Origin of the sequence: Streptomyces sp. PR69 (genome assembly GCF_026420845.1) — a bacterium.
Lineage (GTDB): Bacteria > Actinomycetota > Actinomycetes > Streptomycetales > Streptomycetaceae > Streptomyces.
The window spans coordinates 96,740-121,102 of sequence record NZ_JAOWCB010000012.1; the positions used below are offsets into that span (position 1 = coordinate 96,740).

The window sequence follows — 24,363 nt, forward strand, 5'->3', positions numbered from 1 at the left end:
ACTGGCCAGCTCATGTCCAACTCCCCGTCTTCCTCGGCCCAGGCCGCACGCGAGAAGGTGGCGCGGCAACTGCGCGACCTGAGGAGAAACGCCGGACTGACGGTCACTGAGCTGGCCTCCCAATGCGGCTGGCACCACTCCAAGACCTCCCGCGTCGAAAACGCCCGGACACCGCCATCGCCCACCGACATCCGCCTGTGGTGCCGCGCGACCGGCGGCACCGACCAGGCTGCCGACCTGATCGCGGCCTCCCAGCACGCGGAATCCCTCTTCCGCGAATGGCGGCAACGTGTGCGCACGGGCCTGCGGAAGCTGCAGGACAGCTACACCGAGCTGTACAAGGCGACGAAACTGCTGCGCGTGTACTCCCCGGTGCTGGTACCCGGGCTACTGCAGACCGAGGGGTACGCGCGCGCTCTGCTGAGTGCCAACGCCCGTCTCCTCGGCGTTCCCGACGATGCTGTCGAAGCCGCAGAGGCACGTCTGCGGCGCTCGCAGATCATTCACGAGCCCGGTCACCGCTTCGTCATGGTCATCGAGGAGGCGGTGCTCTACTACCAGCTTGGCGACGCGGACGCGATGGCCGCGCAGCTGGGCTATCTGCTCACCGCTGGGGCGCTGCCGACGGTCTCGTTCGGCATCATCCCGATGTCGACGCGCGAGCGGGCGCTGTGGCCACAGGAGACGTTCGATGTGCACGACGACACACTCGTGTCCGTCGAGCTGGTCTCCGCCGAGGTGAACATCACGCAGCCCTCCGAAATCGCCTTGTACGTCAATGCGTTCGAGCAGCTGCGCAGCATGGCCGTGTACGGGGCCGAGGCGCGCGCCCTCGTGCTGAAGGCCATCGAGGCGCTGGGCTAGCTGCTGCGGGTTCCGTCATGCCCCAGGGGCGCGGGCATGACGAAGGCCCGGCCTGCTTGTGCAGGCCGAGCCTTGATCCATCAGGGTGAGTAACGGGACTCGAACCCGCGACATCCTGGACCACAACCAGGTGCTCTACCAGCTGAGCTATACCCACCGCGACCGGTCCTTTTCCCGACCGGCCGAGAAAAAGTGTACAGGGTCCGGGAGGGTGCTCGCGCCCGGGTTTCGGATCGGGGGGTCTGGGGGAGCGGGACCCCGGGTCAGGGGGTCGGGGTTGCGGGGAGGACGTGCTTGGCCGCGATGGCCTTCGCAGTGTCCGAGTCGGGGCCCGGCTGGGGGACGAAGATCGCCTCCCGGTAGTAGCGCAGCTCCGCGATGGACTCGCGGATGTCCGCGAGGGCGCGGTGGTTGCCGTTCTTCTCCGGACTGTTGAAGTACGCCCTCGGGTACCAGCGGCGTGCCAGCTCCTTGACCGAGGAGACATCGACGATCCGGTAGTGGAGGTGCTGCTCCAGCGCGGGCATGTCGCGCGCGAGGAAGCCCCGGTCGGTGCCGACCGAGTTTCCGCAGAGCGGCGCCTTGCCGGGTTCCTTGACATGCTCGCGTACGTAGGCGAGGACCTGGGCCTCGGCGTCGGCGAGCGTGGTGCCGTTCGGGAGCTCGGCGAGGAGGCCCGAGGCGGTGTGCATCTCGCGCACCACCCCGGGCATCGTCTCGAGCGCCGCGTCCGGCGGGCGGATGACGATGTCCACCCCTTCACCGAGCACATTCAGTTCTGAGTCGGTGACCAGCGCGGCCACCTCGATGAGTGCGTCGTCGGTCAGCGAGAGCCCGGTCATCTCGCAGTCGATCCACACCATGCGGTCGTTCATGCGTCCTACCTTATGGCGCACTCCGCTGGCCGGGCAGGCTCGGACGACCGGGACCTGACATATAGCTGTCGGACGGCGGTTTTCCCAGCTCAGGCGGTATGGACGCGGTAGCGCCCGAACCGAGGGGGCCCGCCGCGGCGCCGGCCCGTCTCGCCTGGGCCGGTACTACCGCGTCTACTACCGGGGAACCTCCTGACTCTCCGCCCTGGGGGCGTCGCGCCCGGTAAGCGGCCCGGTAGGCCGCCGGGGACGAGCCGAGCTGCCGCCGGAAGTGGCCGCGCAGCGCCACCGGGGAGCGGAAGCCGCAGCGTCCCGCGACCTCGTCGACCGAGTAGTCGGAGGTTTCGAGCAGCCGCTGCGCCTGCAGCACCCGCTGGGTGATCAGCCACTGCAGCGGAGCGCTGCCGGTGAGCGAGCGGAACCTCCGGTCGAAGGTGCGCCGGCTCATATACGCACGCGCTGCCAGCGTCTCCACGTCGAACTGCTCGTGGAGGTGCTCCAGGGCCCAGGACACCACTTCGGCGAGCGGGTCCGAGCCGATCTCCTCCGGTAAAGACCTGTCCAGGTAGCGCTCCTGCCCGCCACTGCGCCGCGGCGGCACGACCAGCCTGCGGGCGAGTGCCCCGGCGGCCTCCGTGCCGTGGTCGGTCCGCACGATGTGGAGGCAGAGATCGATTCCGGCCGCCGTGCCCGCGGAGGTGAGCACATCGCCGTCGTCGACGAACAGCTCCCGCGGGTCCACATGGACCGACGGATAGCGCTTGGCCAGCGTCGGCGCGTACATCCAGTGTGTGGTCGCCGGGCGGCCGTCCAGCAGTCCGGCCGCGGCCAGCACAAACGCCCCGGTGCACAGCCCCACGATCCGCGCGCCCTCTTCATGCGCCCGGCGCAGCGCCTCCAGCGCTTCGGGCGGCGGCGGGGAGGTGATCGAGCGCCAGGCGGGCACCACCACGGTGCCGGCCCTGCCGATCGCCTCCAGTCCGTAGGGCGCGGACAGTTCGAGCCCTCCGGTGGTCCGCAGCGGGCCGTCTTCGCCACCGCAGACGAGCAGGCGGTAGCGAGGCACTCCGGCGTCCTGGCGGTCAATCCCGAACACCGAGAGTGGAATGGAACTTTCGAATATAGGGCCGCCGCTGAACAGCAGCACCGCGACGACTTCCCGGCGTCGCCGCCCGGAGAGCTTCCGTGCCGCCTCCGGTGCGGCGGAGTCCTGACTCATGACGCTAAGCCCCCCTCGGTGTTCGCGTCTCCCCGTTCGTTTCGGGCCTTTCGCTCCTGCACTTTTCCCCTCGTTTTTTGCACGAGTCCCAGCCAGCGATCTCATGATCGAATCTACTGCGTCCCGTCGTGCCGGTGTGACAAGTTCGGCATGCACCGGTATGTCGACATGGCAACTTGGCGCGAAGCATTCGATCACGAAGCGTTCCACTCGCGGGGCCCGCAGGGAAGTGCGCGTCTCATGCATGGCCCGTCCCCGTAGGGTGTCAGAGCCGCGAATGGTCCTTTCTTCCCAGGTGGCAAGGGGGTTGGCGGGCCATTTCGCCAGGGGGCGGCCGCAGGCGGGAAGTTGGCTGAAAACATACGGGTGCGGGTGTGCGAAACCGTCAGCCTTCCGGGGGGTGCGACAGGGGTCGTCGGGGGCGCGTCGCGCCGTGGCGTCCACTGCGGTGCGCCCGGGGCGCCGACTCCCCGGGCGCTCCCGCGACGGGCGGGCGCGCCGCCCGAGAGGCCGTGCGCGCGGCCGCCCGCTCCGAGTGGCGCAGCACCACACGGCAGGCCGTCGTGATGGCAGCGAGCCCCAGTGCGGTCGCGGCCGCTCCGCCGACCGAGCTTCCGTACACGACCAGCACGACCGGTACGAGCAGACAGCTGAAGGCGGCCCAGCGCACCACGTCGCCCGCCGGGTCGGCTCCGGAGGCGAATCCTGTCCCACCGGGCGCGCCCGGCGTGCCCGGAGTCCGCAGTGCGCGCCGCGAAGTGTGCGGAGTGTGCCCAGAGGCTCCAGGGGCGGCAGGGGCGGGTGCGCGGCGCTTGGCCCGCCGCGAGCGTGGGGCGGACGGTGCAGCAGACACGGATGCTCCCTGGGGGCGACGGGGTGGCGCACTGTCCAACGAAGGGCGGAGCCTCCCGGTCACTGACCGTCGCGACGCGGATCGTCCACAGATCGTCCGCGGATCATTTGCGGATCGTCCCGGGCCGTCGCTCAGGGTGGTCGTTCAGGGCCCCGCCCGGCCTCGCCCTGCGTCGCCGGCCGCGCCGTCGGCCCGGCACCCCGGTGAGGAGCCCGCGGCCCGCCCTGTGGGCCGTACGGCGGCCGTGGCATTGCCATACGGGGCCGGCTCGGGCATGCTCCCTGGAACGCCGGGAACGGCGTGCATGAGCCTGCGGGCTCTGGGCAGGAGAGGAGTGTCCCCGTACCCTTGCGGGTATGGGGTTGGGAAGATGATTCCCGGACACAGCTCCGCTTCCGTAGATCTTTAGAGGACCCTCTTCGTCGAGATGCCGATGGCCGGTCACGAATTCTCCGAACCCGCGGACCGCAAGCAGGTCGCCGATCCTCTGTCGGACCTGCAGGCGGCGGAAGAGCCGCGCGCGGCCTGCGACCCCGCCTTCCGGCATGGCGTCGTCGTCGGCTTCGACGGATCGACCTCAAGCGAGCGGGCGCTGGCCTACGCCATCGGCATGGCGATACGTTCCGGCTCCGGGCTGATCATCGTCCATGTCGCCAACCGGCTGCCGACGACCGTCTGGGCGGGCTGTGAGCCGCCGGTCTTCGTGGACGTCCCCGACCACCGCACCGAGGTGCTGGGGCTTGAACTGGCCTGCGCCGACTATCTCTCCGATGTGCCGTGGATCCTCGTCGAGCGCGGCGGCGACATCTGTCATGAACTGGAAGAGGTCGGCCGCGAGTACTCCGCCGACGCGATCGTCGTCGGCTCCACGCAGGGCATCGTCGGCCGTATCTTCGGCTCCGTCGCCGGCCGTCTGGCGCGCCGCGCCCAGCGCCCCGTGATCGTGATCCCGTGATCGGCATCCCTTGATCCTCAGGCCCGCTGCGGCATTCCTCTGACGGCATTCCTCTGACGGCGTTCCTCGGACGGCAATCCCCCTGACGGCAATCCCCTGACGGCGCGGCTCGACGCCCGCCGCGTGCGCCCCCGTGCGACCCGGCGCGCACCACCCCGCTTCTCTCCCCGTACGGTCCGAGGACGCCGTGCGTCATCCTCGTGTCCACCCTGGTGAGGCGGCGTCAACTTCCTTTGTGCTCGCATAAATCTACCGGCGCGTACAGGTGGGTTGTGAGCTTGTGAAGGGTACATAAGGGTCGCTGGGTTGCAGCACAACTGCACGGACAGTACGGGAAGGGAGCCCGCCGTGGACAACGACGTCTCTGCGGGAAGCGCTAATACTTCGACTCTCGGCCACCTCGCGCTGGGTCTGACCCTGCTGGCGTTCGGGGTCGGTCACACCGGCGTCATCGACAATGTCGCCGCCGGGGACGCGGCCGCCCTCGCGACCTGGGTCGGCGGTGTCGCCCTGTTCATCGTCGGACTGCTGGAATTCCGCGCGGGCCACGGCGGCGCGGGCACGGCCTTCGCCGGGCTCGGCGCCTTCTGGTTCACCTGGGGCACCTCCGCGGGCGCTGAGGTCTCGGCGGAGGCGGCCGGCCTGTTCCTGCTGCTGTTCGCGCTGCTGGCGCTGACTCTGACGGCCGCGTCCGCGGGGAGCGGTCTGCTCGGTCAGGGCGTGTACGGGCTGCTCTTTATGTCGCTGCTGCTCATCGGCGTCGCGTCGTTCGCAGGGAGCGACGGGCTGGCGAAGGCGGGCGGCTGGGTCGGCGCGGTGGCCGGTCTCATGGCCTGGTACGGCGCGACGGCGGCCCTCGCCAAGTGGCCCACCTTCTCAGGGCGAGCTGCCGGCCGGGGAGTGACGGCCACTGGCTGAGCAGCTGTCCGCCGGCGCTGAGGGCTGCGCCGGCGAACACGAGCGGTCCCCCTGCGCGCCTGGTGGCAGCGCGCAGGGGGACCGCTTTACGCACGGGTACATGCACGGGTTCATCTATGGGTTTCATGCATGGGTTTCATGCATGGCCCGCGCGGGGGCGTGCCCCGCGCGGGCGGCCGTCACTCGACGGTGACCGACTTCGCCAGGTTCCGCGGCTTGTCGATGTCCCGGCCCAGCTCCAGCGCCGTGTGGTACGCGAGGAGCTGCAGCGGGATGCCCATCAGGATCGCGTCCAGCTCGTCCTCGTTCTTCGGCACCACGATCGTGTGGTCGGCCTTCTCCTGCTCCTGGTGCGCCACCGCCAGGATCCGGCCGCTGCGGGCCTTGATCTCCTCCAGGGCCGCGCGGTTCTTCTCCAGCAGATCGTCGTCCGGCACGATCGCGACCGTGGGCAGCGCCGGCTCGATCAGCGCCAGCGGGCCGTGCTTCAGCTCGGAGGCCGGGTAGGCCTCGGCGTGGATGTAGGAGATCTCCTTCAGCTTCAGGGATGCCTCCAGCGCCACCGGGTAGCCGCGCACCCGGCCGATGAACATCATCGACTTGGCGTCCGCGTACTCCTTGGCCAGCTGCTTGATCTCGTCCTCCATGGTGAGGATCTCGGAGATCTGGGCCGGCAGCCGGCGCAGGCCCTCGATGATCCGCTTGCCGTCGGCGACCGACAGATCGCGGATCCGGCCCAGGTGCAGGGCGAGCAGCGCGAAGGCGACGACCGTGTTGGTGAAGCACTTGGTGGACACCACGCAGACCTCGGGCCCGGCGTGGACGTAGGTGCCGCCGTCGGCCTCGCGGGCGATCGCCGAGCCGACCACGTTCACCACGCCCAGCACCCGCGCGCCCTTGCGCTTGAGCTCCTGGACGGCGGCCAGCACGTCATACGTCTCACCCGACTGGGAGACCGCGACATAGAGGGTGTCCGGGTCCACGACGGGGTTGCGGTAGCGGAACTCGGAGGCCGGCTCGGCGTCGGCCGGGATGCGGGCCAGCGACTCGATCAGCCCCGCTCCGATCAGACCGGCGTGGTAGGACGTGCCGCAGCCGAGGATCTTCACCCGGCGGATGGAGCGGGCCTCGCGCGCGTCCAGGTTCAGCCCGCCCAGGTGGACGGTGGAGAACCGGTCGTCGATACGGCCCCGCAGCACCCGGTCCACGGCGTCGGGCTGCTCGCAGATCTCCTTGTGCATATACGTGTCGTGGCCGCCCATGTCGTACGACTCGGCCTCCCACTCCACGGTGGTCGGCGTGGCCGTCGTACGCGAGCCCTCGGTGGTGTACGTGCGGAAGTCATCGGCCTTGAGGGTGGCCATCTCGCCGTCGCCGAGGGTGACGACCTGACGGGTGTGGGTGACCAGCGCGGCGACGTCCGAGGCGACGAACATCTCCTTCTCGCCGATGCCGAGGACCACGGGGGAGCCGTTGCGGGCCACCACGATGCGGTCGGAGAAGCCGGCGTGCATGACGGCGATGCCGTAGGTGCCCTCGATCAGCTTCAGCGTCTGGCGGACCTTCTCCTCCAGCGTGTCCGCCTCGGAGCGGGCGATCAGATGGGTGAGGACCTCGGTGTCGGTCTCGGAGGCGAAGACGACGCCGTCGGCCTCCAGCTTGGCGCGCAGCTCGGAGGCGTTGTCGATGATGCCGTTGTGGACCACCGCGACGTTGTTCTCGGGGTCGAGGTGGGGGTGGGCGTTCTCGTCGCTGGGGGCGCCGTGCGTGGCCCAGCGGGTGTGGGCGATGCCGGTCGTGCCGGCGAAGCGCTTGGGGACGCGGGCCTCCAGATCCCGTACCCGGCCCTTGGCCTTGACCATCTTCAGGCCGGCGGCCTTGGGGCCGGTGACCACCAGACCCGCGGAGTCATAGCCCCGGTACTCCAGCCGCTGCAGACCTTCGAGCAGCAGCGGAGCAACATCACGCTTGCCGATGTAACCGACAATTCCGCACATAGAGTTTCTGCCCCTCCAGGAAATGTTCAGATGTGTGCCCAGGGCCCCGGGCCCCGGCCGCTCGGCGGTGTGGCCGCCGGCCGCCGCCGCTCAGCCGTAGACGATGCGGCGCAGCTGGCGGAGCGAGAGCTCCGGCGGCGCCACGGCGCGGTGCGGCAGCTCGGCCGCGATCCGCTCGAAGATCTCCGCGTTCAGCGCGCCGCCGGCCTTGAGTTCGCGGTGGCGGCGGCGGACGAATTCCTCGGTCGTCTCGTCGAAGTACGCCAGCACATCGAGCACCACCCTGGCGGCCTCACCGCGTGCCAGCGCGGTGCTGCGCACAAGGTGGTCGACGAGGTCCTCATGGGACGGCGTACGGCGTTCGAGCACCCGTAGATACTGAGGGCAGTGCGGGTTTGTACGCAAGATTCCTGCCCGATTCCGGGCAGGATCCTGTGTGATCAAGGTTACATACGTCGGAGAACGGCCTTTTTGGCGGTGCTGAACTCCTCGTCCGTCAGTATCCCGGCCTGATGCAGCTCGCCCAGCTCGCGCAGTCGCCGCAGCAGCGCGTCATGATCGTCGCCGCTTGGGGCCGCTGCCGTGTCTCCGGCGGCAGAGGTGAGGGCGGCGGCCTGCGGGGCGGCGTCCACCGCGGCGGCAGCCCGCGCGGCGGCGTCCGCCGCGGTGGGGACGGGCGTGCCGGGCTCAGGGGGCGGGTCGGCGGGTGCGGGGGCGTACGGATGCGGCAGACGCGCCACCACGGCCGCCGCCACCAGCGCCATCAGCGGGTCCTTGCGAAAGCCCCACAGGTCGATGGCGTACGGGTCGTACTTCGGCGGGGTGCGGTTCCCGCTCTTGGCGGACACAAAACGCAGATAGCCGTTCTCCAGTCCCGCCGAGGGCAGCCACTCCACCGCCTCCACCTCGGCCAGCTCCAGCAGCCGCTCACCGCCCGAAGACTTGGACTCCTCGGCCTTCCAGTTCCACGACAGCCGTATCCGCTCCCCGTCGAAGGCAACCGTGCCGTCGCCCGCGCTCGCCGTGATCGGCAGTGCGGGGCCGGTCAGCAGATAGCGCTCGGCAGGCCCGTCGTCCACCTGGTCGAGCAGCAGCGCATTGCGGACCTCGTCCACGAAGTACTCCGCGACGCCGCTGCGGCTGCCTTCCACGACCAGCCGGTACGGGTCGGAGGCGTCATCCAGCTTGCCCCGGGTGATCTGGAGGAGGGGATCCGCGCCATTCCGCAGCCGCAGCCGGAGCCTGCCCGAGCGCTTCCCGGGCTCGAAGGAGATGCCCGCCAGGGCGTGGAGCGGCACGGCGATTTCGCCCAGCGTCCTGCGCAGCAGGCTCACGCCCCGGTCGCTTCCGGGCACGATACGCACCGTCTCGCCGTCGAACGTCCAGGTCCCGTCCTTCTGGATGATTTCCGCCATGGGAAGGATTCTTCCATCCGCCGACCGAGCAAGTGGTCTACACCTTGACCGCCGTTGGGGCGCGCGGTACGCAATGCCAAGCGTTCGGTTGCTCTGCACACGGATGTGACGCCCGTCGAAGGGACCCGCCTGTGAGTCAGCCCGGATCACTCCCTCCCCGCCTTCCCCGCCCTCCTCGACTGCCCCGCCTTCCCCGACTGCTCGGTGCGCTGCTGCTCGTGGCGGCCTGCGGCATCACCAGTGCGGGGGCCGCCGTGGGGGAGGCCGCCCCAGCCGCGCGGCCGCTCGGCCAGGTCATCCCCGCACCGGCCTCCGTACAGCCGCAGGGGGCCCCGTACACCCTGTCCGCCCAGACCCGTATCCGCGTCGACAAGGGCTCCGGCGAGGGCCGGACCATCGGCGACTATCTCGCCGGTCTGCTGCGGCCCGCGACCGGCTACGAGCTGCCCGTCACCGACTCCGGCGGCACGGCCGGCGCCATCCGGCTCCGGCTCGACGGCGGCGAGCGGTCGCTCGGCGACGAGGGCTACCGCCTGGAGTCCTCACGCAGGTCCGTCACGCTCACCGCGCACAAGCCCGCCGGGCTGTTCCACGCCGTGCAGACGCTCCGTCAGCTGCTGCCCGCCGCGATCGAGAAGGACACCCGCCAGCCGGGCCCCTGGCGCATCGCGGGCGGCGTGATCACCGACACCCCGCGCTATGCCCACCGCGGCGCGATGCTGGACGTCTCCCGGCACTTCTTCACCGTCGGGCAGGTCAAGCGCTATATCGACCAGCTCGCCCTCTACAAGATCAACACACTGCATCTGCACCTCTCCGACGACCAGGGCTGGCGCATCGCGGTCGACTCCTGGCCGAGGCTGGCGAGCTACGGCGGATCCACACAGGTCGGCGGGGGACCGGGCGGCTACTACACCAAGGACCAGTACCGCGAGATCCTGCGCCATGCGGCCGCCCGCCATATGGAGGTGATCCCGGAGATCGACATGCCGGGCCACACCAACGCGGCTCTCGCCTCCTACGCCGAGCTGAACTGCGACGGGGTCGCCCCGCCGCTCTACACCGGCACCGACGTCGGCTTCAGCTCGCTGTGTGTGCCGAAGGAGGTGACGTACGACTTCATCGACGATGTGATCCGCGAGGTGGCAGCCCTCACCCCCGGCCGGTATCTCCACATCGGCGGCGACGAGGCCCACTCCACCAGCGAAGAGGACTATGTGGCCTTCATGGAGCGGGCCCAGAAGACCGTCGCGGCCTACGGCAAGACGGTCGTCGGCTGGCATCAGCTCACCGCCGCCGTGCCCGCGGAGGGCGCGGTCGTGCAGTGGTGGGGCCGGGACAAGACCAGCGCCGCGGAGAAGGAGCGGGTGGCCGCGGCCGCGCGGAACGGCACCCGGCTGATCCTCTCGCCGGCCGACCGCTCCTACCTCGACATGAAGTACAACAAGGACACCCCGCTGGGCCTGGACTGGGCCGGATATGTGGAGGTGCGGCGCTCCTACGACTGGGACCCGGAGGCGCTGCTGCCGGGGGCGCCGCCGTCCTCGGTCATCGGGGTCGAGGCCCCGCTGTGGTCGGAGACCATCTCGACCGATGAGCACATCGAGTTCATGGCCTTCCCGCGGCTCCCGGGAATCGCCGAACTCGGCTGGTCGCCCGCGTCCGCGCACGACTGGGAGGCGTACCGGGAGCGGCTGGCGGCGCAGGGGCCGCGGCTGGAGGCGATGGGGATCGACTTCTACCGCTCACCGCAGGTGGACTGGCCGCGGTCGCAGCAGGAGCAGTAGCTGGACCCCCTGCGGGTCCCGGCCTCAGGCCGGGGCCCGCAGAGGCGCCGCTCGCCGACCGGAGCGGCCGGCGGCGCGTCAGACGACCTTCTTGGCCTTCTCGACGGCGGCCGCGAGGTCCTCCAGCAGCACCGCACACTTGTCGTACGAGAAGATCGGCTCTGTCACCCTGGGGTACACCTGACCGGCCTTGACGGCGGGTAGCTGCTCCCAGGTCGGCCTGGACTTCAGGTCCGCCGGCTGGAGGGTGCCGGAACGGTTGTCCATGATGATGACGTCCGCCTGGTACTTGCCGACGTTCTCCCAGCTCAGCTCCTCGAAGAAGCCCTGGGCGTTGACCTTGGGCTCGACGAACTTCACGCCCAGCTCCTGGAAGTAGAGCGTGTCGGCGGACATCTTCGCGAGGGAGACATAGAAGATCTCCTGGCTCGCCGAGCCGATCAGCACCCGGATCTCCGGCTTGGCCTTGGCGGCCTGGCGCAGCCGCTCGGCGGCCTTCTCGAAGCGGGCCCTGGCGTCGGTGACCTTCTTGGCCTTGAGGTCGGCGCCCAGCGCCTCGGCCAGCTCCGCATGGCGCTGGAGCGCCTTCGGGATGGTGGTCTGGGACGCCCACAGCGCGACGCTCGGCGCCAGCTTGAGGATCTTGTCCCTGGACTGGTCCGGCACATACCAGAGGGCGTCCTTCTCCCACATGGCGGTGACCAGGAGGTCCGGCTGCAGCGCCGCGTACTTCTCGACGCTGAACTCGCCCCAGACATTGCCGATGATCTCAACCTTGTCGATGTCGAGATCGCCGGCCTGGACGTCGGGCTTGCCGCCGGCGGTCTTCGTCGGCCCGAACACCCCCTTGACCTCGACGCCGTAGTCGTGGAGTGCGGCGGCGGTGCCGGTGAAGGCGACGATGTTCTTCGGCACGCCCTTGGTCTCGGCGGTCTCGCCCCGGTCGTCCTGGAACTTCCAGGGCTTGGCGTCGTCAGCCGCGCCGCCCTTGCCGTCCCCCGAACTGCAGGCGGTGAGCGCGGCTCCGAGCCCGAGGGCGCTGCCGGCGGTGAGCAGTCTGCGGCGGGAGAGCGGGGAGACTCTGGTGTTGGGCATGACGGCGTCTGCTTTCGTGCGTGGCTGTTTCGGCTGTGGCTGGTGATGATGTGGGGGCAGGTTAGCCTAACCTCATCTCGCCGTCACCGGAGCCCGGCAGCACCAAGACCCGTCGGCCACCGTCTGAGCGGCGCTTCCCGCGGAGCGCTCAGGCCGCTGGGAGGTCCAGCTCGCGGGCGATCAGCATGCGCTGGACCTCGCTTGTGCCCTCCCCGATCTCCAGGATCTTTGAATCACGCCACATGCGGGCGACCGGATACTCGTTCATAAAGCCGTAGCCGCCGTGGATCTGGGTGGCGTCCCGGGCGTTGTCGACGGCGACCGTGGAGGAGTACAGCTTCGCCAGGGCTGCCTCCTTCTTGAACGGCTCGCCCTGGACCAGCCGGGAGGCGGCGTCGCGCCAGCCGATGCGGGCCATATGGGCGCGCATCTCCATGTCGGCGATCTTGAACTGGATGGCCTGGTTCGCGCCGATCGGGCGGCCGAAGGCATGACGCTCCTTCGCGTAGGCGACCGACTCGTCCACACAGCCCTGAGCCAGCCCCGTGGCCAGCGCCGCGATGGCGATCCGACCCTCGTCGAGGATGCGCAGGAACTGGGCGTACCCACGGCCCTCCTCGCCCAGCAGATTCGACGCCGGGACGCGGACGTCGGAGAAGGCCAGCTCACGGGTGTCCGAGGCGTTCCAGCCGACCTTGGAGTAGGGGGCCGCGACGGTGAAGCCGGGGGTGCCGGACGGGACGATGATCGAGGAGATCAGGGGGCGGCCGTCCGCCGTCCTGCCGGTGACCGCGGTGACGGTGACCAGACCGGTGATGTCCGTGCCCGAGTTGGTGATGAAGGACTTGGAGCCATTGACGACCCACTCGTCGCCGTCGCGGACGGCCGTCGTCCTGGTGCCGCCGGCATCCGAGCCGCAGTCCGGCTCGGTCAGCCCGAACGCGCCCAGGATCTCACCGGAGCAGAGCCGCGGCAGCCATTGCCGCTTCTGCTCCTCCGTGCCGAAGCGGTAGACCGGCATCGCGCCCAGCGAGACGCCCGCCTCCAGGGTGATCGCCACGGAGGAGTCGACGCGGGCCAGCTCCTCCAGGGCGATGCCCAGCGCGAGATAGTCGCCGCCCATGCCGCCGTACTCCTCGGGGAAGGGCAGCCCGAACAGGCCCATCCGGCCCATCTCGCGGACGATCTCATAGGGGAACTCATGGCGTTCGTAGTAGTCGCCGATCTTCGGGGCGACGACCTCGTGCGCGAACTCCTCGACGGTGCGGCGCAGTTCCTCGTGTTCCGGCGACAGCCGGTGGTCAAGCGTCATGATCGGGGTCACTCCTTGTGGGAGAGGGCGCGGACGGTACGGGAGGGGCTGGGGCGGCCCAGCCGGTCGGCCATCCAGGTGCTTGTGGCGGTGAGGAGGCCGAGGTCGACCCCGGTCTCGACGCCGAGGCCGTCGAGCATCCACACGAGGTCTTCGGTGGCGAGATTGCCGGTGGCGCTCTTGGCGTACGGGCAGCCGCCCAGGCCGCCCGCGGAGGCGTCCACCGTGGTGACGCCATGCTGCAGCGCGGCGAGGGTGTTGGCGAGCGCCTGGCCGTAGGTGTCGTGGAAGTGCACGGCGAGCGTGCTCGCCGGGATCCCGGCCTCGCCCAGCGCGGCGATGAGCGCCTGGACATGGCCCGGGGTGGCCACGCCGATGGTGTCGCCGAGACTCAGCTCGTCACAGCCCATGTCCGCGAGGGCGCGGCAGACGCGGACGACCTGCTTGAGGGGGACGGGGCCCTCCCAGGGGTCGCCGAAGCACATCGACAGATAGCCGCGGACGGTCAGGCCCTCGTCCCTGGCCCGGGCCACGACCGGGGTGAACATCGCGAGCGCCTCGTCAACGGTGCGGTTGAGGTTGGCCTTGGCGAAGGACTCGGTGGCGCTGGCGAACACGGCGACCTGGCGGGCGCCGAGGGAGAGGGCCCGGTCAAGGCCCCGCTCGTTCGGCACGAGGACCGGGAGCCGGGCGTCCAGGCCGGACACGAGGGGGAAGAGCTGTTCGGCGTCGGCCAGTTGGGGCACCCACTTGGGGTGGACAAAGCTGGTCGCCTCGACCGTGCGCAGGCCGGCGGCCGCGAGCCGGCGGATGAACTCCGCCTTGACCTCGGTCGGGACGACCGTCTGCTCGTTCTGCAGGCCGTCGCGCGGTCCGACCTCGTGGATGCGCACGCGCGCGGGGAGGCCGGGGGCCGGGACGGTCATGGGCAGCGCGGTCATCATGCGTCCTCCTCCCTGGGGGCGACCACGGCCAGCACCTGGTCCATGGCGACGGTCGCGCCGGGCGTCACATCCAGCTCGGCGACGGTGCCGGCGTGCGGGGCGGAGATGACGTGCTCCATCTTCATCGCCTCCACGACGAGCAGACTCTGCCCGGCCTCGACCTCGTCGCCCACGGCCACCTTCACGACGGTGACCGTGCCGGGCATCGGCGCGGCGAGCGTGTCCGCCCCGGCGTGCGCGGCCCCGGAGAGCGCGGCCTCGACGGGGTCGTGATCCTGTACGTGCCAGGAGTCGCCGTCCCTGCCGAGCCAGAGGCCGTCGGGGGAGGGGGCGTGGGCGAAGGTGTGGGTGACGCCGTCGAGCTCCAGGGTCACGGTGCGGTGGGCGGCCGCCACCAGCCGGGCGATGGAGCCGTCCCCCACCCCTCCCCCTACGCCCTCGGGAGTGGGGGGACCCCCACTCCCCGAAACCGGGGACAAGCCCCCGGCCCCCCCTGCGGCCACGCCCGCCCCGGCGCCGCCGGGCGGGGTGGGGGTGGTTCCGGCTTCGCCGTGCCGGGTGGGCTGCTGTGCGCCGCCGCTGACCGATTCCGGCCCGGCCGCGGTCCCCGCCCCGGCGCCGCCGGGCGGAGTGGGCTGCTGCTGCGCGCCGTCGGCGGGCAGTGTCGCGTCGGCAGGCTGTTGCCGGTCGTCGCCGATGGCCGTTCTCGGCCCGGCTGCGGCCACGCCCGCCCCGGCTCCGCCGGGCGGGGTGGAGGGCTGGTGCGGGTCGCCGGCGCCGATGGCTGGTTCCGGCCCGGCTTCGCCGGGCGGGGTGGGGAGGGCGATCTCCGTTGCCGTTGGGGAGAGGTGGCGGGTGCGGATTTCCACCGGGGGGTGGCCCGGGATGCGGAACCAGTGGGGGGTCCAGGCGGGGGCGCCGCCGAGGCGCCAGCCTGTGGGGGCGGAGAAGGGGTCCGTCCAGACGTCCGTCGCCGCGGGGGTGGCGGCCGCCCGCTTGAGGAGGGCCGCGGCGGCGTAGACCTCCCTCGGCACGTCCGCCGGGATCAGGCCGTCCACCTCGCGCTCCACCAGGCCCGTGTCCAGGTCGCCGGAGACCACGGACGGGTGGGCCAGCAGGCGGCGGAGGAAGCCGGCGTTCGTCGGGATGCCGAGGGTGACCGTGGCGGCCAGGGCCGCGCGGAGGCGACGGAGGGCCGAGGGCCGGTCGGGGGCGTGGGCGATGACCTTGGAGAGCATCGGGTCGTAGAGGCTGGAGACCTCCGTGGACTCCGCCAGGCCCGAGTCGGTGCGGATGCCTCCCCCGGGCTCTTCGCGCAGGGGGGACCCCCAGCCCCCGGGCTCGTGGAGGGCGAGGACCGTGCCCCCGGAGGGCAGGAAGCCGCGGGCCGGGTCCTCCGCGCAGAGGCGGGCCTCGATGGCGTGGCCCGTAAAGGTGATGTCCTCCTGGGCGGAGGGGAGCGGCTCGCCCGCGGCGATGCGGAGCTGCTGCTCGACCAGGTCCACGCCCGTGATGAGTTCGGTGACCGGGTGCTCGACCTGGAGACGGGTGTTCATCTCCATGAAGTAGTACGAGGAGGGGTCGCCGCCGGGGACGATGAACTCCACCGTCCCCGCGCCGACATACCCGCAGGAGCGGGCCGCCGAGACCGCCGCCTCGCCCATCGCCGCACGCGTCTGGTCGTCCAGCAGGACGGACGGCGCCTCCTCGATGATCTTCTGGTGGCGGCGCTGCAGCGAGCACTCGCGCTCGCCCAGATGCACCACGTTCCCCACGCCGTCGGCCAGCACCTGGATCTCGATATGCCGCGGCCGGTCGATCCACCGCTCCACCAGCAGCGTGTCGTCCCCGAAGGACGCCCGCGCCTCCCGCCGGGCCGCCGCGATCTCCTCCAGCAGCGCGGACTCGACCCGGGTGAGGCGCATGCCTTTGCCGCCGCCGCCCGCCGAGGGCTTCAGCAGCACCGGCATGCCGATCTCACGGGCCGCCGCGGCCAGTTCGGCGTCGCTCAGCCCGCTGCCGGAGGAGCCGGGCACCACGGGCACGCCCGCCGCCCGTACCGTCTCCTTGGCGCGGATCTTGTCGCCCATCAGGGAGATCGCCGACGCGGGCGGGCCGATGAACACCACCCCCGCGTCCGCGCACGCCCGCGCGAAGGCCGCGTTCTCCGCGAGGAAGCCATAGCCCGGGTGGATCGCCTGCGCGCCCGTGCGCCCGGCCGCGTCCAGCAGCCGGTCGATGCGCAGATAGCTGTCCGCCGCGGGCGCGGGCCCGATCCGCACCGCCGTGTCCGCCTCCCGGACATGGCGCGCGTCGGCGTCCGCGTCGCTGAACACGGCGACGGAGCGCACGCCCAGCGCCCGCAGGGTGCGGATCACCCGCACCGCGATCTCGCCCCGGTTGGCGACGAGGACTGTGTCGAACATCGTCATGGTCGCTCCGCCTCACATCCGGAAGACGCCGAAGCCCGGCTCGCCCAGCGGGGCGTTGGCGCAGGCCGTCAGGGCCAGACCCAGCACCTGCCGGGTCTCCAGGGGGTCGATCACACCGTCGTCCCAGAGCCGCGCCGTCGCGTAGTAGGCGTTGCCCTGGGTTTCGTACTGCTCCCGGATGGGGGCCTTGAAGGCGTCCTCCTCCTCGGCGGACCACTCCTCGCCGCGCCCCTCCAGCTGGTCGCGCTTGACGGTCGCCAGCACGGAGGCGGCCTGCTCGCCGCCCATCACCGAGATCTTGGCGTTAGGCCACATCCACAGAAAGCGCGGCGAGTACGCCCGGCCGCACATCGAGTAGTTCCCCGCGCCGTACGAACCGCCGATGACGACGGTCAGTTTGGGCACCCTGGTGCACGCCACGGCGGTGACCATCTTCGCGCCGTGCTTGGCGATGCCGCCCGCCTCGTAGTCGCGGCCGACCATGAAGCCGGAGATGTTCTGCAGGAACAGCAGGGGGATGCCGCGCTGGTCGCACAGCTCGATGAAGTGCGCGCCCTTCTGGGCGGATTCGGCGAACAGGATGCCGTTGTTGGCGACGACGCCGACCGGGTGGCCGTGGATCCGGGCGAAGCCGGTGACCAGCGTCGTCCCGAACTCCGCCTTGAACTCCGCGAACCGGGAACCGTCCACGATCCGGGCGATCACCTCCCGCACGTCGTACGGAGTGCGGGAGTCCACGGGCACCGCGCCGTACAGTCCGTGCGGATCGGCCTTCGGCTCCTCGACGGGCTCGACGGGCCACGGCAGCGGACCCCGCTCCGGGAGCGTCGCCACGATGTTCCGCACGATGCGCAGCGCGTGCGCGTCGTCCTCCGCGAGATGGTCCGTGACGCCGGAGACCCGGGAGTGGACCTCGCCGCCGCCCAGCTCCTCTGCGGTGACGACCTCGCCGGTCGCGGCCTTCACCAGCGGCGGGCCGCCGAGGAAGATCGTGCCCTGGCCGCGCACGATCACGGCCTCGTCGCTCATCGCCGGGACATACGCCCCGCCCGCCGTGCAGGACCCCAGCACCGCGGCGATCTGCGGAATGCGGGCCCCGGACAGCCGGGCCTGGTTGTAGAAGATCCGCCCGAAGTGCTCGCGGTCGGGGAAGACTTCGTCCTGCATCGGCAGGAACGCGCCTCCGGAGTCCACCAGATAGACGCACGGCAGGCGGTTCTCCAGCGCCACCTCCTGGGCGCGCAGATGCTTCTTCACCGTCATCGGGTAGTACGTGCCGCCCTTGACCGTGGCGTCGTTGGCGACGATCACGGCCTCCCGGCCGCTGACCCGCCCGATCCCGGCGATGACGCCCGCGGCCGGGGCCTGGTCCCCGTACATGCCGCTGGCCGCGAGGGGGGCCAGCTCCAGAAACGGCGAGCCGGGGTCGAGCAGGGTGTCGACCCTGTCGCGCGGCAGCAGCTTGCCGCGCGCGGTGTGCCGGGCGCGGGCCTTCTCGCCGCCGCCGAGACGCGCCGCGGCGAGTCTGCCGCGCAGCTCCTCGGCCAGCTCCCGGTGCGCCGCCTCATTGGCCCGCCAGGCCTGAGACGCCGGATCGGCGGCGCTCGCCAGCACTGGTGCCTGCTGCATCGCTCGAGCTCCCTTGCTCGACCTGCGCTCTGTGTTAGTGAGCGTTAACCTGTTTCGACTAGGTTAACGACCGCTAACCGCCCTGTCTAGAATGAATTCCCATGAGCACCAGGACCGCCGCCCCCACCCGCCGCGAGCAGATCCTCAAGGAGGCCGCCCGGCTCTTCGCCGAGCGCGGTTTCCACGGCGTCGGCGTCGACGAGATAGGGGCGGCCGTCGGCATCAGCGGCCCCGGCCTGTACCGCCACTTCGCGGGCAAAGACGCGATGCTCGCGGAGCTGCTGGTGGGCATCAGCGAGCGGCTGCTCACCGGCGGACGGCACCGGGTCGCGGAGGCCGACGGCGATCCGGGGGCGGTCCTCGCCTCGCTCATCGACGGGCATATCGACTTCGCGCTCGACGACCGCCCCCTCATCACCCTGCACGACCGTGAGCTGGACCGCCTCCGCGACGCCGACCGCAGGAAGGTGCGCCAGCTCCAGCGGCAGTACGTCGAGCTGTGGGTCGCGGCCGTGCGCGACAGCTGCCCCGAGGTGCCCGAGGCGCAGGCCAGGGCGGCCGTGCACGCGGTGTTCGGGCTGCTGAACTCCACCCCGCACCTCGGTTCGTACGGCAGCGGGCAGCCGGGCCGAGCGGCCACCGAGGCGCTGCTGCGGCGGCTGGCGCACGGCGCGTTCGGAGCGCTGGCCGCGCAGGCGGTTCACCCGGACGGCCCCTTCGGGCCCGGCCCGGAGCAGCGGCGCGCCGACACGTCCAGCGTTCGGGACGAGCCCTCCGCACGGTCGGTGTGACGGCACAATGGCAGTCATGCCGATACCCAGCCGCGCCGCCCTCGTCGACCACCTCGTTCAGCACCGGATCGCCGGTGACGTGGCCACTCCCCGTGAGAACAACCTCTCCCACTACCGCCAGCTCGCCAACGGCGACCGGCACTACTGGCTGGGTCTGGAGCTCGGCGACCGCTGGAGCGACGAGCAGGATGTGCTGGCCGTGATGGCCGAGCGGTGCGGGGTCAGCGACGACCCCGGGCACCGCTTCGGACAGGACACCATCGACCCCGAGCTGACCGCGGCCGCGCTGGACCGGCTGGCCGCCCGGCTGCGGAAGGCGGCCGAGGGGCGGGAACGGGTGCTGTTCGCGACCGGCCACCCCGGCGGACTCCTCGACGTCCACGCCCGCACGGCGGCCGCCCTGCGGGCCGCGGGCTGCGAGGTCGTGCGCATCCCGGGCGGGCTGACGGCGGACGAGGGCATGGTCTTCCAGTTCGCGGACGTGGCGATGCTGGAGCGCGGCGCGACCCTGTGGCACACCCACTCGCCGGCCCCGATGGCCGCGATCCTCGACGCGCTGGAGCAGCAGGGCCGCCCGCTGCCCGACCTCGTGGTCGCCGACCACGGCTGGGCGGGCTGCGCGGGCGGGCGCGGCATCGACGCGGTCGGCTACGCGGACTGCAACGACCCCGCGCTCTTCATCGGCGAGGCGGAGGGCGTCCTCCAGGTGACGGTCCCGCTGGACGACCACATCCTCGACCCGCAGGCGTACGACCCGATGACGGACTATCTGCTGGCCGCGGCGGGGCTGCTCTGACGCCGGGTTCCGACGCCCGGCTCTGACGCCCGGCTTCGGCGTCGGGTTCGAACCCTGCTCTGACGTCGGGTTCGAAGCCCGCGCCAGGGCGTCAGCCGCGCGGGACGCGGACCACGCCCTCCTGGATGACGGAGATCGCCAGCCTGCCGTCCTGGGTGTAGATGCGGGCCTGGCCCAGTCCGCGGCCGCCCGAGGCGGACGGGGACTCCTGGTCGTACAACAGCCACTCGTCCGCCCGGAAGGGCCGGTGGAACCACATCGCGTGGTCCAGAGATGCGCCCACCACATCGCCGACCGCCCAGCCGCCGCGCCCATGCGCCAGCAGCACCGAGTCGAGCAGCGTCATGTCGGAGACATACGTGGCGAGGCAGACGTGCAGCAGCGGATCGTCGGCGAGCTTGCCGTTCGCCCGGAACCACACCTGGGAGCGCGGCTCGCGCGGCCGCCCCACCGAGCCGTAGGGCGGTTCGTCCACATAGCGCAGATCGACCGCCGCCCGCGCCTTGAGCATCCGGTCCGCGATGCGCGGATCGACGAACCGGTCCGCGTACCGCGGCAGCACCTCCTCGGCCGCGGGCAGCGTCTCCGGGTCCGGTGCGTCCGGCATCGGGGCCTGGTGCTCCAGGCCCTCCTCGTACGTCTGGAAGGACGCGGAGAGATGGAAGATCGGCTGCCCGTGCTGGACGGCGACGACCCGGCGGGTGGTGAAAGAGCGGCCGTCGCGGATGCGGTCGACGGTGTAGACGATCGGCGCGCCCGGATCGCCCATGCGCAGGAAGTACGAGTGGAGGGAGTGCGCCGTACGGTCCTCGGGCACGGTGCGGCCCGCGGCCACCAGGGCCTGGGCCGCCACCTGGCCGCCGAAGACCCGGGGCACGATCGCCGACCGCGACCGGCCCCGGAAGATGTTCTCCTCGACCCGCTCCAGGTCGAGCAGGTCGAGAAGTCTGTCCAGTGCTTCGCTCACCTGTGCTTACAGGCCCATCGACTTGGCGATGATGGACTTCATGACCTCGCTTGTGCCGCCGTAGATGCGGTTGACGCGGTTGTCCGCGTACAGGCGGGCGATGGGGTATTCGTTCATATAGCCGTAGCCGCCGTGCAGCTGGAGGCAGCGGTCGATGACACGGTGCGCGACCTCGGTGCAGAACAGCTTGGCGGACGCGGCCTCGGCGGGGGAGAGCTCTGAGGCGTCCAGAGCCTCCAGGGCGCGGTCGGCGACGGCCTCCGCGGCGTCCACCTCCGCCTGGCAGGCGGCCAGCTCGAACTTGGTGTTCTGGAAGTGGGCGACCGGCTTGCCGAAGACGGTGCGCTCCTGCACATACTGCTGGGCGAACCGGACGGCCGCCTTGGCCTGCGCATACGCGCCGAAGGCGATGCCCCAGCGCTCCGAGGGGAGGTTCTGGCCGAGGTAGTAGAAGCCCTTGTTCTCCTCGCCGAGCAGATCCTCCACGGGGACCTTGACATCGACGAAGGCCAGCTCGGCGGTGTCGGAGGTGCGCAGGCCCAGCTTGTCGAGCTTGCGGCCGATGGAGTAGCCCTCGGACTTGGTGTCCACGGCGAAGAGGGAGATGCCGAAGCGGCGGTCCTCGGCCGACGGGGCGGAGGTCCGGGCGCAGACGATGACACGGTCGGCGTGCACACCGCCGGTGATGAAGGTCTTGGCGCCGTTGAGGACATAGTGCGTGCCGTCCTCGCTCAGCTTGGCGGTGGTCTTCATGCCCGCGACATCGGAGCCGGTGCCCGGCTCGGTCATCGCCAGCGCCCACATCTCCTCGCCGGTGACGAACTTCGGCAGATAGCGCTTCTTCTGCTCGTCGTCGGCCAGCATCTTGATGTAGGGCAGGGCGAGCAGCACATGCACGCCGGAACCGCCGAAGCTGACGCCCGCGCGCGAGGTCTCCTCGTACAGCACGGCCTCGAACTTATGCGTGTCCAGGCCCGCGCCGCCGAACTCCTCGGGGACGTTGATGCCGAAGATGCCCAGCTCGCCGAGCTTGTAGTAGAAGTCACGGGGCGCCTGCCCCGCCGCGTACCACTCGTCGTAGACGGGCACGACCTCGGTCTCGATGAAGGCGCGGATGGTCTCCCGGAACGCCTCGTGATCCTCGTTGTAGACGGTACGGCGCACGGAAGCCACTCTCCTCGGCGTGTGAATGCGTGTGGGCGTCCTTGACAGCTGGACTAAGCGCTTGCTCAGGCTAAGTTACCCGGCGGTTGGCAAGCCTGTCCAGAGCTGGCGGACGTCACTGGCGTCACACCGCCTGCCGCAGCGCGAACCACAGCTCCATTCGCACGTCCGGGTCGCTCAGATCGGCGTCCAGCAGCTGGGTGCAGCGGGCGATGCGCTGGCGGACCGTGTTGCGGTGGACGGCGAGGGCGGCGGCCGTGCGGTCCCAGTTGCCGTGGAGGGAGAGCCAGGTGCGCAGTGTGTCCGTCAGGGCGGGGGAGCCGGCCAGCGGGGCGAGCAGGGTGCGGGCGTAGGCGGCGGCCTCCTCGGAGGGCACCAGAGAGGTCAGGCCCGGCTCGCGGTGGCGCACCACGGGGGTGCGGGCGGCGATGGCGCGGTGCAGGGCGCGGGCGGCCTGGGCGTCGGCCGCCCGGAGGTCCGTGAGGGAGGCGGGGGCGCTGACGCCGAGCGTCCAGCCCGGCTGGGCGGCGGGCTCCCGGTCGGCGGGGAGCAGGATGCGCACGTCCCCGTCCCCGTCCCCGTCCCCGCCCCTGTCGCCCACGCCCACGCCCGCGCCCGCGTCCGGGTCGATCAGCGCGCTGCCGAGGGCCGCGCCCAGGGCCGCGGCGGCGAAGGGCGCGGCGGCGTCGCCCCGGGCGCGTACGACGGTCCAGCGGTCCGCGCCCAGGAGCCGGGCGGCATCGGCCGGGGCCGCCCCGAGGAGCAGCCGTACGAGGGCGGCGTCGCGGCCCGCCGCGTCCGCGCCCGGCCGCGGCGCGGTCAGCAGGGACAGCAGGACGACTCCGACCCCGGCGATGGTCCGGTCGCCCGGCTCCCGGGACGGCGTGGCCAGGCCCAGTGCCAGCCCCTGGCCGCCGCCGAGGGCGTAGGCGGCGAGATGGACGCCCGCGTGGGCGTCGGAGGCGGAGGACGGGGCGCCGGGGGCCGCGCGGGTGACGACCTCCGTCAGCCGGCGCAGCGCCTCGCCCGTACCCGGAGCGCGTCCCGCCGTATGCAGCTCCGTGCCGTCCCGCGCCATCAGCACCGCACGGCCGCCCAGCCGGGACGCCAGCTGCTTCAGCACCGCCGGCACCGGGTCCCGCCGCGCCGCCGCCGACGCCAGACCCTGCTGCGCCTCGGTGACCCGGCGCAGCTCCCGGTGGCGGGCCTGCTCCATCAGCCGCCACACCGCACGGGCCACCGCCGTGAACGGCGTCGGCGGCGGGACCTCCAGCAGCGGCAGCCCATGCCGGTCGCATGCCTCGACCAGCCCGCGCGGCACCGTGTCGTACACCGGCGCCAGCCCGAAGCCGAGCGCCGCCGCCCCCGCCTGCACGATGCGCGACACATACACGTCCGGGTCCTTGAGCAGCACCCCGGCGCTCAGCAGCAGCTCCCCGCCCAGCAGATACGGAAACGGGTCCGCCATCTCCGAGGTGTGCACCCAGTGCAGCACCGGCGGCGGGTCGCCCTCGGCGGACGGGCCCGCGAGCTGGCGCAGGCCCAGCTCCGGCTCGGACAGCAGCGCCGCCAGGGGGATCGGCGGAGTGGGCGGGGCGGGCGCGGGTGCGGGCGCAGAGGCAGGCATGGATGGTTTATCCATTCGCGGGCGGCAGAGTGCAGGAAACGTACACTTCAGCGTCGCATTCCGGCCACCTACCGTCGACTCCCAACACCACCCGTGGACCCCGGGGGAACGAGACGGAGGAAGCCGATGGCTGTCGATCACGCAGTGATCGTCGCGTATCTGGCCGGGATGCTCGGCATGGGCTGGTGGGGCATGCGCCGCGCCAAGTCCAAGAGCGAGTTCCTGGTCGCCGGGCGCCGGCTCGGCCCGTGGATGTACTCCGGCACGATGGCCGCCATCGTCCTCGGCGGCGCGTCCACCATCGGCGGCGTCGGCCTCGGCTACAAGTACGGGCTCTCCGGCGCCTGGATGGTCTTCACCATCAGCCTCGGGCTGCTGGCCCTGTCGGTCCTCTTCTCCGCCCGCATCGCCCGGCTGAAGGTCTACACCGTCTCCGAGATGCTCGACCTGCGGTACGGCGGCCGGGCCGGGCTCATCACGGGCGTGGTGCCTCGCCAACCAGCCGATCTACTACGGGCTGCTCGCCTCCCTCGCCGCCTGTGTGATCGTGAGTCTGGCCACCTCGCCCACGGACGAGGCGGTCCTGGAGAACTGGCGGCGGCGGCTCGCGGGCGGCGGTCCCGGAACCGCCCAGGAGCAGGCGGCGGGGGCCGAGCCGGCCTCCGTCCACCGCTAAAGTCGAAAACACGAAGAATCGCAATGAAGCGTATGAAAGAAGGCAGA

Annotated in this window: 18 protein-coding genes, 1 tRNA gene and 2 pseudogenes; 7 read left to right on the plus strand and 14 right to left on the minus strand. The window is 71.4% G+C overall.

The window, feature by feature from the left end; all coding sequences use genetic code 11:
• Positions 1-12 precede the first annotated feature (12 nt).
• Complete coding sequence (locus OF819_RS14400) at positions 13-864, plus strand: helix-turn-helix domain-containing protein (RefSeq protein ID WP_267243900.1); 852 nt, start codon at positions 13-15, stop codon at positions 862-864.
• A gap of 84 nt (positions 865-948) precedes the next feature.
• Here the strand turns inward: OF819_RS14400 and OF819_RS14405 are convergent.
• The 3 genes from OF819_RS14405 to OF819_RS14415 all read right to left on the minus strand — a co-directional run bounded on the left by OF819_RS14405 (position 949) and on the right by OF819_RS14415 (position 2,958).
• Positions 949-1,021, minus strand: a tRNA-His gene (locus OF819_RS14405).
• Positions 1,022-1,127: 106 nt separating this feature from the next.
• A complete protein-coding gene (gene orn, locus OF819_RS14410) occupies positions 1,128-1,739 on the minus strand; it encodes an oligoribonuclease (RefSeq protein WP_267243901.1) in 612 nt (203 codons plus the stop codon).
• Between the two features lie 10 nt (positions 1,740-1,749).
• Positions 1,750-2,958, minus strand: a complete 1,209-nt coding sequence (locus OF819_RS14415) for a helix-turn-helix domain-containing protein (protein WP_267243902.1) — start codon at positions 2,956-2,958, stop codon at positions 1,750-1,752.
• A gap of 1,286 nt (positions 2,959-4,244) precedes the next feature.
• On the opposite strand from OF819_RS14415, the gene OF819_RS14425 reads away from it, so the two are divergent.
• Entirely contained in the window at positions 4,245-4,766 is a 522-nt protein-coding gene (locus OF819_RS14425) for a universal stress protein (protein ID WP_267243903.1), read from the plus strand.
• A 348-nt stretch (positions 4,767-5,114) separates the two neighbouring features.
• Positions 5,115-5,684: a GPR1/FUN34/YaaH family transporter gene (locus OF819_RS14430; RefSeq protein ID WP_267243904.1), complete on the plus strand. Its 570-nt coding sequence runs from the start codon at positions 5,115-5,117 to the stop codon at positions 5,682-5,684.
• 179 nt (positions 5,685-5,863) lie between these two features.
• On the opposite strand, the gene glmS is transcribed toward OF819_RS14430, so the two are convergent.
• The 3 genes from glmS to OF819_RS14445 form a co-directional block, all read right to left on the minus strand.
• Positions 5,864-7,681, minus strand: coding sequence for a glutamine--fructose-6-phosphate transaminase (isomerizing) (gene glmS, locus OF819_RS14435; protein WP_267243905.1), 1,818 nt, complete (start codon positions 7,679-7,681; stop codon positions 5,864-5,866).
• Between the two features lie 90 nt (positions 7,682-7,771).
• Entirely contained in the window at positions 7,772-8,050 is a 279-nt protein-coding gene (locus OF819_RS14440) for a hypothetical protein (protein ID WP_267243906.1), read from the minus strand.
• Positions 8,051-8,127: 77 nt separating this feature from the next.
• Positions 8,128-9,096 (minus strand): DUF4429 domain-containing protein, encoded by a 969-nt coding sequence (locus OF819_RS14445; RefSeq protein ID WP_267243907.1) that lies wholly within the window; start codon positions 9,094-9,096, stop codon positions 8,128-8,130.
• 131 nt (positions 9,097-9,227) lie between these two features.
• On the opposite strand from OF819_RS14445, the gene OF819_RS14450 reads away from it, so the two are divergent.
• On the plus strand, positions 9,228-10,883 hold the full coding sequence (locus OF819_RS14450; protein ID WP_416370535.1) for a beta-N-acetylhexosaminidase: 1,656 nt from the start codon (positions 9,228-9,230) through the stop codon (positions 10,881-10,883).
• A gap of 78 nt (positions 10,884-10,961) precedes the next feature.
• Here the strand turns inward: OF819_RS14450 and OF819_RS14455 are convergent, their stop codons facing one another.
• The 5 genes from OF819_RS14455 to OF819_RS14475 all read right to left on the minus strand — a co-directional run bounded on the left by OF819_RS14455 (position 10,962) and on the right by OF819_RS14475 (position 18,295).
• The gene (locus OF819_RS14455) at positions 10,962-11,978 is read right to left on the minus strand and encodes an ABC transporter substrate-binding protein (RefSeq protein WP_267243908.1); all 1,017 of its coding nucleotides are present in this window, start codon (positions 11,976-11,978) and stop codon (positions 10,962-10,964) included.
• 148 nt (positions 11,979-12,126) lie between these two features.
• Positions 12,127-13,290: an acyl-CoA dehydrogenase family protein gene (locus OF819_RS14460; protein WP_267243909.1), complete on the minus strand. Its 1,164-nt coding sequence runs from the start codon at positions 13,288-13,290 to the stop codon at positions 12,127-12,129.
• 8 nt (positions 13,291-13,298) lie between these two features.
• Positions 13,299-14,234 (minus strand): hydroxymethylglutaryl-CoA lyase, encoded by a 936-nt coding sequence (locus OF819_RS14465; RefSeq protein WP_267243910.1) that lies wholly within the window; start codon positions 14,232-14,234, stop codon positions 13,299-13,301.
• Positions 14,231-16,660, minus strand: coding sequence for an acetyl/propionyl/methylcrotonyl-CoA carboxylase subunit alpha (locus OF819_RS14470; protein WP_267243963.1), 2,430 nt, complete (start codon positions 16,658-16,660; stop codon positions 14,231-14,233). Before OF819_RS14470 ends, OF819_RS14465 begins: the two co-directional genes overlap by 4 nt.
• 18 nt (positions 16,661-16,678) lie before the next feature.
• On the minus strand, positions 16,679-18,295 hold the full coding sequence (locus OF819_RS14475; protein ID WP_267243911.1) for a carboxyl transferase domain-containing protein: 1,617 nt from the start codon (positions 18,293-18,295) through the stop codon (positions 16,679-16,681).
• 101 nt (positions 18,296-18,396) lie between these two features.
• Here OF819_RS14475 and OF819_RS14480 point away from each other — a divergent pair.
• Positions 18,397-18,984 (plus strand): annotated as a pseudogene (locus tag OF819_RS14480) (TetR/AcrR family transcriptional regulator); the annotation flags it as partial.
• A 118-nt stretch (positions 18,985-19,102) separates the two neighbouring features.
• Positions 19,103-19,882, plus strand: a complete 780-nt coding sequence (locus tag OF819_RS14485; RefSeq protein WP_267243912.1) for a phosphatase — start codon at positions 19,103-19,105, stop codon at positions 19,880-19,882.
• A gap of 91 nt (positions 19,883-19,973) precedes the next feature.
• Here OF819_RS14485 and tesB read toward each other — a convergent pair whose 3' ends face one another.
• The 3 genes from tesB to OF819_RS14500 form a co-directional block, all read right to left on the minus strand.
• Positions 19,974-20,849, minus strand: a complete 876-nt coding sequence (tesB, locus tag OF819_RS14490; protein ID WP_267243913.1) for an acyl-CoA thioesterase II — start codon at positions 20,847-20,849, stop codon at positions 19,974-19,976.
• Between the two features lie 6 nt (positions 20,850-20,855).
• A complete protein-coding gene (locus OF819_RS14495) occupies positions 20,856-22,013 on the minus strand; it encodes an acyl-CoA dehydrogenase family protein (RefSeq protein WP_267243914.1) in 1,158 nt (385 codons plus the stop codon).
• 124 nt (positions 22,014-22,137) lie between these two features.
• Positions 22,138-23,655, minus strand: coding sequence for a PucR family transcriptional regulator (locus OF819_RS14500; protein WP_267243915.1), 1,518 nt, complete (start codon positions 23,653-23,655; stop codon positions 22,138-22,140).
• A gap of 111 nt (positions 23,656-23,766) precedes the next feature.
• Here OF819_RS14500 and OF819_RS14505 point away from each other — a divergent pair.
• A pseudogene (locus OF819_RS14505) lies at positions 23,767-24,129 on the plus strand (sodium:solute symporter family transporter); the annotation flags it as partial.
• Positions 24,130-24,363: the final 234 nt, after the last annotated feature.